Raw genomic sequence first — 9237 nt, 5'->3', positions numbered from 1 at the left:
AGAGATATTGGCGGAACGCCGCCGCATTAAGAAAATCATGAAGAAGCAGCGTAGCGTAACCTTCGACAACGATACCGTCACCGAAGCCGGTAACTTCCAGTTTATCGAGTTATTTAAAGAACTTGTTGGATTCAAAGGGATCATTTCAGATCACCTTCAAATCGAGCGCGGAAGCAACTGCATCTACTCTGCTTCGGATCTCATGGATTACCTGACCGACTGCGCCCTTCTCGGGCACACGCGATTTCTGCACATGAACGCGCTGCAAGTCGATCCGGGCTATCAGATTGTCAAAGAGATCGAGCGATTCCCGGACGAAAGTACGTTTCGTGGACTGTTGAAGAGCATGACCTGGAGCCAACTCATTCAACTGGTCGCTATCAATCAGGAACTGCTTCGCCGCAAAGCGAGGCTAGAGGGTAAACGACTCGTTTGGATCGACATTGACGATACAGTCATCACGCTCTTTGGCGAGCAGGAAGGCGCAACGAACGGCTACAACCCTCGCTATCACGGACGCCCCTCCTACAAGGTGCGCGTTGCCTTTGTGGCGGGAAGCGGAGAACTCATCCATCTGCAACTGAATCCAGGCAACACGAACGGCATGAAGGACTTCCTGTCGTTCGTCAAAGAAATCGAAGCGATGCTTCCGCCGGAATATATCATCGAGGGTATCCGGGCCGACTGTGGATTTGCTGATCCTGCCGTCATGGAATATGCGGAAGAAAGCGGTTGGCAGTACATCTTCAAATTACCGAAGAAGGCCACCGTCAAGAAAGCAATCGCATACATGGAGAAGCATCCGCGCTTCTGGGAAACGCTCGCTGAGCAAGAGAAGAGCATTCAGTTCGCTACCGAAGACGAGCATTGGGCCGCTGCCGACATCCAGATTGTGCAATCCAGTTGGGACAAAGCGCGTCGCTGCGTCATCTATCGGGAAGCGACCCAAACCGAGAAAACGACCGACGACCAACTGACGATGGCGCTGACGCTCTATTCGTATCAAGCGATCGTGACGAATACGGAAGACAAACCGTTACCGCTGCTACGGTCCTATAATCAGCGGGCGAACATTGAGAATCGCATTGACGAGTTGAAAGACGGTTATGCCGTCGAACAAAACAGTCAGCATCGGATGCTGAATAATTGGTTGTTCAGTTGGATTAAAGCCATTGCGTATAATCTGATCGTCTGGTTCAAACAGACGCTAATGCCGGAGAGCATGCAGCGATGCGAAGTGAAAACGATCCGCCGGGTCGTGCTGAAGGTACCAGGCAATGTAGTCGGCGCCGACCGGTATCAACACATTCGCTTGGCGGCATGCCCACAACTTCAGGCTATCGTGCTGACGATGCAGCACAAACTCCGAGCGTTCGCCGAGCGATTACGACCGGACGAGCCGAGGGCAGCCTAACCGAATCATCAGCAAACCAAGGCACAGCATCGCCCTGTAAAAAGACAGGCTTCTTTGGGCTACCACAAAAAGTGAGTACGCTCAGCCCAAGAACATAGCACCTGTCTCGCCCCCCCCCTAGATTCGCGATCTTGATCATCAATATAGGGGCAATTCGGACGATTATCCTTATAATTCCATTAACGAGTTATCCACATTCCGAATTCATGTTTAATATTATTGGTCCGATCGTTTATTTCATCTGGGGAAGAAAAGACTAAAGAAAGAGCTCTTGGCTATTCATGGCACTTTGATCAACAGAGAGATTTGGCATGGAGATTGAGACACGCCTCTCCATGTTAAATCTCGAAGTCCCATGGCGGGTAAGCTTATTTGGAAAGGGATGAAGACTGTGTCTATTGTTTCATGTAAACAATTAACCAAAGTATATAAAGATAAACGGGCCCTCAAAGATGTGACCTTTACGATCGAAAAACAGGGGTGTGTCGGGTTTCTTGGAAATAATGGTGCCGGAAAAACGACGACGATGCGTATTTTGACCGGATTAACCATGCAGGAGCGAGTTCACGAAATGGGCGGAACGATGCATTTGCACAGCGCGCCCGGGGAGGGAACGGGCATCGATATCTGGCTGCCTGTCATGACGAATGAAAGAGGGAGCGATCCGGATGGAGGAAGCCATTAAAGTGCTGCTGGTCGACGACCATGAGATGGTGCGGATCGGGCTGGCGGCGGTGCTTGAAACGGAGGACGGCATCGAGGTTGTGGGCGAGGCGAGCAACGGACTCGACGGCGTACGGCTGGCGCAAGCCTATAAGCCGGACATCGTGCTGATGGACCTCGTCATGGAAGGGATGGACGGCATCGAGACGACACGCAGGCTGCTGGAGCATTGTCCGGAATGCAGGGTAATTGTCCTGACCAGCTTCATCGACGATAGCAAGATTTATCCGGTTATTGAAGCGGGCGCATTCTCCTATTTGCTGAAAACGTCGCGAGCGACCGAGATCGCCGACGCAATCCGCGCAGCGGCGCGCGGACAGTCGGTGCTCGAATCGCAGGTGGCCGTGAAAATGATGAACCGGTTCCGCGAACCGAAAAAGCCGGAGCGGAAGCCGCTGCACGAGGAGCTGACCGACCGCGAAATGGACGTCCTCAAGCTGCTTGCCCTTGGCAAGTCGAACAAGGACATCGCGGACGATCTGTTCATCGGCATTAAGACCGTGAAATTTCACATTACGAATATATTTGCGAAGCTCGGGGTGGAGGACCGCACACAGGCGGCGATTTATGCGCACCGGAACGGTCTGGGAGAATAGGCGAGAACGGCAACTCTCTTGTCGGCCTTCCCATTTATGGGCATTGAACAGGAAAGCGGCTTTCGTCAAGATAACGGCGGATCCGCTTTTGTGTTACGCTGAGGACGATATTTATTCAGCAGATCTCATACTCGTTTAACAATTATTTCTTATAATGAACGTCAAAGCGGCACACATGTATCTGTCCGACACGTCTCTCTGCCACATTAAGTTCTTATTCCATAACTTCATTGGAGGTACGCATGAACCGTTTTATTTCAACTGCTGTCCATAAATGGCTTGTACTTTCCTTGGCCGTCGGCCTGTTTACGCCCGCCGTTCTGTCTCAAGGGGCTGCGGCAGCGCCGGACGCGCCTTCCCTATCCAGAGAAGCAACCGTTGACGAAGCGGAAATCGTCCCCGGCCAGGTGCTGGTCAAGTACAAGCGTCCTCAGCCGCAGCGGCGCACGGCAACCGGCGTCCGATCCATATCGCCTCTCGTTAAAGCCGTCACGTTCAATGAACAAATAGAGGTTGAAGATAAAATTTCCGAATTGAACCGGGACCCGAACGTGGAGTACGCAGAGCCTGTCTATCGGACAAGCCTGGCAGGCGCGATTGATGTAGGGGGAATCACAAACGCAGACCGTTACGACACGGTGACGCAAGCGGTGTACTGGACGGCTGCGGACGATCCGTACATGCAGAATTGGGGCAAAATTGCATCCCGCCTTGAAGCCGCACAGACGTTGACGACTGCCGCGCAAAAAAACGAGGTGACCGTGGCGGTGCTCGATACGGGCATCGATGCCTCGCACCCTGATCTGGCGGGGGCCGTCGTGTCTGGCTACGATTTTGCCTATAACGATGCCCAGCCTGTGGATGAGCATGGACACGGCACCCATGTAGCGGGCATCATCGCGGCCCAAGCCGCAGGTGCGTCCGGGTATTCGGGCGTGGCCCCCGGCGTGCGCATCATGCCGATTCAGGTGTTGAACGCGGAAGGCGCGGGTACGACCGCTATGGCCGCGAGCGGCATCCGCTATGCGATCGACCGCGGCGCGGACATCATTAACATGAGTCTCGGCGCAGCCGCCGACAGCGATATTCTTCATGAGCTGATTCGGGAAGCCGTCAGTAAAGGCATTGTGGTCGTGGCCGCGGCGGGCAATGAAAGCAACCACTGGATAGGGGACGAGGCAGGGAATATTTTCAGCCCGCCTGGTGTGTCTTACCGGCTTGCCTCACCGACTATATATCCCGCGGCTTATGATGAAGTCATTAGCGTGGGCGCCTACGCACAGCTGGCGGACAAGAGCTATACGCTGGCCGATTTCTCGAATGTGGGGAAAGTTGACGTGATGGCGCCGGGTGTTAACATTTTCAGCACCTATTTAGGCAGCAGGTACGCTTACATGTCCGGCACCTCGCAGGCTACCCCCTTTGTAACGGGTTTGGCGGCGCTGCTGAAGGCCAATGCGCCCTCGCTTACGAATGAAGATGTGAAGACGTTGATCGGCTCCTCCGGAAGCCGGTCGTCGTTGAATGCGGTTAACAACGGCGCTTACGCCGGCGGCAACCTGGTTGGAGAACCGTTGAATGCCGGTATGATTTACGGGAAGGGCGCAATCGACGGGGAGCGTGCAACACAAATCCCTTTCCTGCAGGTCACGCCGGTGGCGGTCGGTCGGACGGCGCCGGTGACCGTGACGTTTGACGTTTATTTACGGGATGCCTACGGTCGCGTCGCGGCTGTCGATGCACCGGTTCGGGTGGATATCAAGTCGTATAACGAGTTGAACTTGTACAGAAATTCGGACACCTCGGCGGGCTTCGTGGACGTGATGCTGCAGGCCGGGTATGCCAAGGCAGTCACGGAGGTCACCTACGGCATTGACGACATTTATCATTATGCGTACAATGCCAGCTGGAACGATACGCTGTTCGGGGAAAGCCGGATGTCAAATACGGTTCATCTGATCAATCGGCCGAAGCAGCCCGAAGTCAGCCTTCCCGCAGGCAGCTATACCGGCGCACAGTCCGTTACGATTACATCCTTGTATCCGGACGATGTCGTTTATTATGTGCTCACTCGCGGCGGCGCAGCGGAGAACGGTGAATTAACGGAAAGCAGAACGTTATCCATTTCGGCTGACAGCGAGCTGCGGACGTTTACCGTTAAAAATAATGTGATCGGCGATGAGGGGTACTACAACTATACGATTAGGGCTGCGCCGGCGATTGTTCCACCGGCCCCTTGGATGGCTGTGCCGGGGCCGGCGCCCGTCCCAGTGCCGGCGCCGGCTGCTCCCCCTGCCGACAATGAGCCTGTAGCTAAGCCGGACCGCTTCAAGCCGGATACGGACAAGCTGCTGGAACGGCTGGACGGTTCCGAATCCAACGTAACGATTGAAGTTGATCCTGCGCTCAGAAATACGGGAACCGTGGAAATCGACGGAGCCGTGCTGCAGAAAGCAAACGAGCGGAACAAGTCGTTTTCCGTCGATATGGGTGATTTTCGGCTCACGCTGCCGCCTAACGCGATCGCTTCCACCGGCTCGTTAACCGGACCGGTCGAGTTCAAAGCGAATACCGCGGCGGCTGTCGCAGCTCCGGCGTCATCGCGTGTGCTGTCTCCGGTGTACGATTTCAGCCTGTCGCTGAACGGCAGGCCGGTTAACGGCTTCAGGCGTCCGCTGCAAGTAGTCTTTGCAGTCAATCCGTCACGGATTGCGAATGCGCATCAGCTCGGCGTGTTTACGCTGAATGAAGCCACGGGGACATGGGAATACGTCGGAGGCGTTTACGATGCGGCGGACGGTACGGTAACGGTGAATCTGGCGCATTTCTCGATTTACGCGGTGATGGAAGTGAACAAATCGTTCCCCGATATCCAAACCCACTGGGCGCGCAAGGAGATCGAGACGCTCGCGGCCCGGCAGATCGTGACGGGCGTGACGGGCGGCCGTTTCGATGCGGGCGCGGATGTGACGAGAGCGCAGTTCGCCGTCCTGTTCGCCCGCGCGCTGCGGCTCCAAGCTTCAAGCCCTGCACCGGGGGAGGCCGCCGCGTTTAAGGATGTGCCGGCAGGCACTTGGTACGAGGAGGCCGTGTACGCCGCCCGCACAGCCAATCTGGTGAACGGCGTAGCGGCAGGACGGTTCGCGCCGGGGACGGTCATTACCCGCGAGCAGATGGCCGTGATGTCCGTGAACGCCTATCTGAGCATGACTGGCCGGACTCTGGCGGACATCGTCGCCGCGGACGATATTCGCTACTCGGATGCGGGTGCGATCGGCGTCTGGGCGAAAGCGTATGTCCGCGCGGCCTCCGAGCTCGGATTGATGGGCTCCGTAGACGGCCGAAGCTTCGCGCCGAAGACGCAGGTAAGCCGGGCGCAGGCCGCCGCCGTCCTGTACCGATTGCTTGAAATGACGCAGAGCGAGGGATAGAGGACGAGCAGAAAAAGCCGTCGTGGCCCGTGTTCCAGTTACCCGGGCTTGCGGCTGCTTTTGGTCAAGGTTGCGGCGGCGTTTCAAGTCGGACAGGCTCGTTTGCCGTCCCGTACAAACGCGTAAATACCATCAATATCGTCAATTGCTATAACGGGCAGACCGGGCGGCAGATCGTGAAGGGGAGTATCTGGCCAAACAACGGCCGCAGCAGGGCGGCTGAGCTGAAGAAGAACCTCGGCGTCTTCGGCATGCTTGATCAGTACGAGCTTGGGGTAGCCGGCGGACTTGAAGCCCTCCACAACGACGACATCGGCTCCGCGGGCCGCAACGGCCGAGACCAGTTCTTCGGGCCCCGTCGTCTGATCATACAGAATGGCCGTACGGTCCGGCGAGGCGATCGCCGTGATATCCGCTCCCGCTTGGCGGTGCCGCCACGTGTCGGTATCCGGATGGTCCATCTCGAATGCATGCGCATCGTGCTTCAGAGTGGCGACGATGCGGCCGTCCGATTTGAAGCGTTCGACGAGTCGGCAGACGAGGGTCGTTTTGCCGGTGTTTTTAAACCCGACGATTTGGATGATAAGGGGGTTGGATTCAGGCATACGGGTACCTCCTGCATGGGGTTGCTGCTTTGACCATAATCGGTTCGGAACGGTTTCGTCAAGCTGGAATCCGCTGGATTGTCTTGGTCGCGCTTTCTTGCTATGATAAGAATCAAAGCGGTTTGACGCGGCGCAGCGATCCTGCGGCCGGTCCTGCCGAAGGGGATTTCAATCGGAGATGCGGAAGTGGTGCCTGTATGAATAAATATGAAGCGGAATTCAGCAATCTGGTCAAGGCATTCCGCAAACGGCACATGGGTAAAGGCCCGCGCGAAATCCGGACGACTTTCTGCAACAATTGGGCGATCTGTGAAATGCAAGGCAACCTGTCGCCGGTCGAGAAATTTATCGCCGGCCGGGATGACGGCAAGCAGGTGATCCGGGAAGCCCGGACGGAAATGGTCAAGGAAATGTACCGGGACCATCATCCTCACGAGCTCGAAGCACTGCTCGGCGCTTCATTCGTTTCGCTGTTCGTCGATATCGACATAGACCGCGATGTGGGCATGTCGATCTTCGTGTTCGATCAGAATTTGGAACACAAATTCGGCTCAGGCAGCCGGCAACAACAAGTATAAGCGGCGCCGGTTGGCGCTCGGCAGTGCGCCTGCTAGAGATTAACCGCCGCGGTTCGATTAGTCTGTGCAGCATGGCATGCATAGAGGGATCGGATCGCGGCGGTTTTGATTTATCCAGAGGAGGGAACAATTGATGGGCAAGACGAAACATAGCGGGCCGGTGCGCCTGTCGAACAAACCGCAGCCGGGACTGTGGGTAAGCGGGGTACCGTTTGCCGCAGGCGGCTGTAAGAGAGGGGCGGTGCAGTGATGGCTGTACGGGACAAAATGTCGGACGAATGGACGGTGCGGCGGTATGAGAACGGCGTATGGACGACGGGTGCGGACGAGATCGCGGAGGAGACGCCTGTGACGATTCGGCTCGACGGCATGGAATTCGCGACGATCGTCTGCTCGCCGACCGACCTGGATGATTTGATATACGGTTTTCTGGCGTCCGAGGGCGTGATTGTATGGCCGGACGATGTGGCGAGGCTCGATTGGGATGAGGGCAGAGGCATAGCGGATGTGGCGCTCAAGCGCAAAATAACGCTTGCTGAGGCCGACTTCGGCAAGCGGGTCATCGGCTCGTGCTGCGGCAAAAGCAGGCAGTTCTACCTGCGCGCGGACGCCAAAACGGCAAAAACCTCGCTGTCCAAGCTTCGCATGACAGCGGCGGAATGTCTGGAGGCTATGGCGGAGCTGCAACGCGCGTCGGACATATTCGACCGAACCGGGGGCGTGCACAATGCGGCGCTGTACGATCCGCAGCAGCGGCGGACGCTTGCGGTGCGCGCCGACATCGGCAGGCACAATGCGCTCGACAAGCTGTACGGGCACGGCCTGCGGCACGGCTTGACGGGACGGGACAAGGCGATTATTTTCAGCGGGCGGCTGTCATCGGAGGTGTTGCTGAAGACGGCGAAAATCGGGGCGGCCGTGCTGGTGGCCAAGTCCGCACCGACTGCGCTTGCGCTCAGACTGGCGCATGATCTCGGGATTACCGCCGTCGGCTTCGCACGAGGAGACCGGTTGAATGTCTATACGCATGTGGAACGGCTGGCGGGAAGTTGACGAAGAAGGTTCCGCCGGGCGATAGCTGAAGATTACGCGCATTTTTGATGGATCGGCGATACGGTTCGGAGTGGATCAGCCCCCAGCCGTTCGGTAGTGCGGCTAAAAGGAGGAGGTGACGGAATTGGATTTCCAAGGGAAAACAAGGTTTGACCGCCGTGCCGTCCGGGTGGACGAAGCGCAGCGGCGGCTGCTGGAGGCGGTGCGTCCGCTCGCCGCCGAACCCGTGCCGCTGTGGCGATGCGTGGGCCGCTATCCGGCGGAGCATAGCTATGCGACGGCGGATTGGCCGCCGTTCGCCCGCTCCGGCTTGGACGGGTATGCCGTCCAAGCTGCGGACATCGCGCAAGCTACGCCGGAACGGCCGGCGCTGCTGCGCGTCATCGACACGATCGCGGCCGGGCAGGTATCGACCGCGATCGTGGAGCCTGGCACCGCCGTGCGCATCATGACGGGAGCGGCGGTGCCGGAGGGAGCGGATGCGGTCGTTATGCTGGAGCAGACGGCGAACGCCCCGGCGGCCGGTCCGGGTGAGACGGCGTCGGTGCTGGTGAAGCAGCCCGTCGCGTCCGGCCGCAACATCGCGTCCCGCGGCGAGGAATTCAGCTGCGGGAGCGGGATTGCAAGGCCCGGCGAGCGGCTGCGCCCGGGCCATATCGCGCTGCTTGGCACGTTCGGCTATGCCGAGCTAAGCGTGGTGAGGCGGCCGCGCGTCGCGATTTTTGCGACCGGGACGGAGTTGCTGTCGATCGAGGCGCCGCTGGAGCCCGGCCGCATCCGCGACAGCAACAGCTCGATGGTCGCCGCGCTCGTGAAGGATGCCGGCTGCGAGCCGCT

General features: G+C 57.8%; 8 protein-coding genes. 7 read left to right on the top strand and 1 reads right to left on the bottom strand.

What is annotated here, in order from left to right; genetic code table 11:
* The 4 genes from BG52_RS13200 to BG52_RS15000 all read left to right on the top strand — a co-directional run.
* Window positions 1–1414, top strand: a 1414-nt coding sequence (locus BG52_RS13200; protein ID WP_036667466.1) for an IS1380 family transposase, incomplete at its 5' end; no start/stop codon positions are given.
* Window positions 1415–1805: 391 nt separating this feature from the next.
* Complete coding sequence (locus BG52_RS15500; protein WP_081793890.1) at window positions 1806–2099, top strand: ATP-binding cassette domain-containing protein; 294 nt, start codon at window positions 1806–1808, stop codon at window positions 2097–2099.
* Window positions 2083–2733, top strand: a complete 651-nt coding sequence (locus BG52_RS13195) for a response regulator (protein ID WP_144340826.1) — start codon at window positions 2083–2085, stop codon at window positions 2731–2733. The genes BG52_RS15500 and BG52_RS13195 overlap by 17 nt, the downstream gene beginning before the upstream one ends.
* Window positions 2734–2975: 242 nt before the next feature.
* Window positions 2976–6164 carry a S8 family peptidase gene (locus BG52_RS15000; protein ID WP_051587855.1) on the top strand — a complete coding sequence of 1063 codons (3189 nt, stop codon included), beginning with the start codon at window positions 2976–2978 and terminating at the stop codon, window positions 6162–6164.
* Window positions 6165–6247: 83 nt separating this feature from the next.
* Here BG52_RS15000 and mobB read toward each other — a convergent pair whose 3' ends face one another.
* Entirely contained in the window at window positions 6248–6769 is a 522-nt protein-coding gene (gene mobB, locus BG52_RS13185; protein WP_036581518.1) for a molybdopterin-guanine dinucleotide biosynthesis protein B, read from the bottom strand.
* 197 nt (window positions 6770–6966) lie between these two features.
* Between mobB and BG52_RS13180 the strand changes: the two genes are divergently transcribed.
* The 3 genes from BG52_RS13180 to BG52_RS13170 all read left to right on the top strand — a co-directional run.
* Entirely contained in the window at window positions 6967–7347 is a 381-nt protein-coding gene (locus BG52_RS13180) for a Na-translocating system protein MpsC family protein (protein ID WP_036581515.1), read from the top strand.
* 249 nt (window positions 7348–7596) lie between these two features.
* On the top strand, window positions 7597–8400 hold the full coding sequence (gene fdhD, locus BG52_RS13175; protein WP_223299015.1) for a formate dehydrogenase accessory sulfurtransferase FdhD: 804 nt from the start codon (window positions 7597–7599) through the stop codon (window positions 8398–8400).
* Window positions 8401–8515: 115 nt separating this feature from the next.
* Window positions 8516–9237, top strand: a 722-nt coding sequence (locus tag BG52_RS13170) for a molybdopterin molybdotransferase MoeA (protein ID WP_223299014.1), incomplete at its 3' end; no start/stop codon positions are given.

The organism is Paenibacillus darwinianus (assembly GCF_000598065.1).
Taxonomy (GTDB): Bacteria; Bacillota; Bacilli; order Paenibacillales; family Paenibacillaceae; genus Paenibacillus_I; species Paenibacillus_I darwinianus.
Note: the sequence above shows the minus strand (reverse complement) of the source record. Positions and strands in the feature narration are given on the sequence as shown.

What these genes read in the sequence shown, in the direction of transcription:
- BG52_RS13195 (WP_144340826.1), top strand. Translation starts at nt 2,083, where the DNA reads ATGGAGGAAGCCATTAAAGTGCTGCTGGTCGACGACCATGAGATGGTG.
- BG52_RS15000 (WP_051587855.1), top strand. Translation starts at nt 2,976, where the DNA reads ATGAACCGTTTTATTTCAACTGCTGTCCATAAATGGCTTGTACTTTCC.
- mobB (WP_036581518.1), bottom strand. Translation starts at nt 6,769, where the DNA reads ATGCCTGAATCCAACCCCCTTATCATCCAAATCGTCGGGTTTAAAAAC.
- BG52_RS13180 (WP_036581515.1), top strand. Translation starts at nt 6,967, where the DNA reads ATGAATAAATATGAAGCGGAATTCAGCAATCTGGTCAAGGCATTCCGC.
- fdhD (WP_223299015.1), top strand. Translation starts at nt 7,597, where the DNA reads ATGGCTGTACGGGACAAAATGTCGGACGAATGGACGGTGCGGCGGTAT.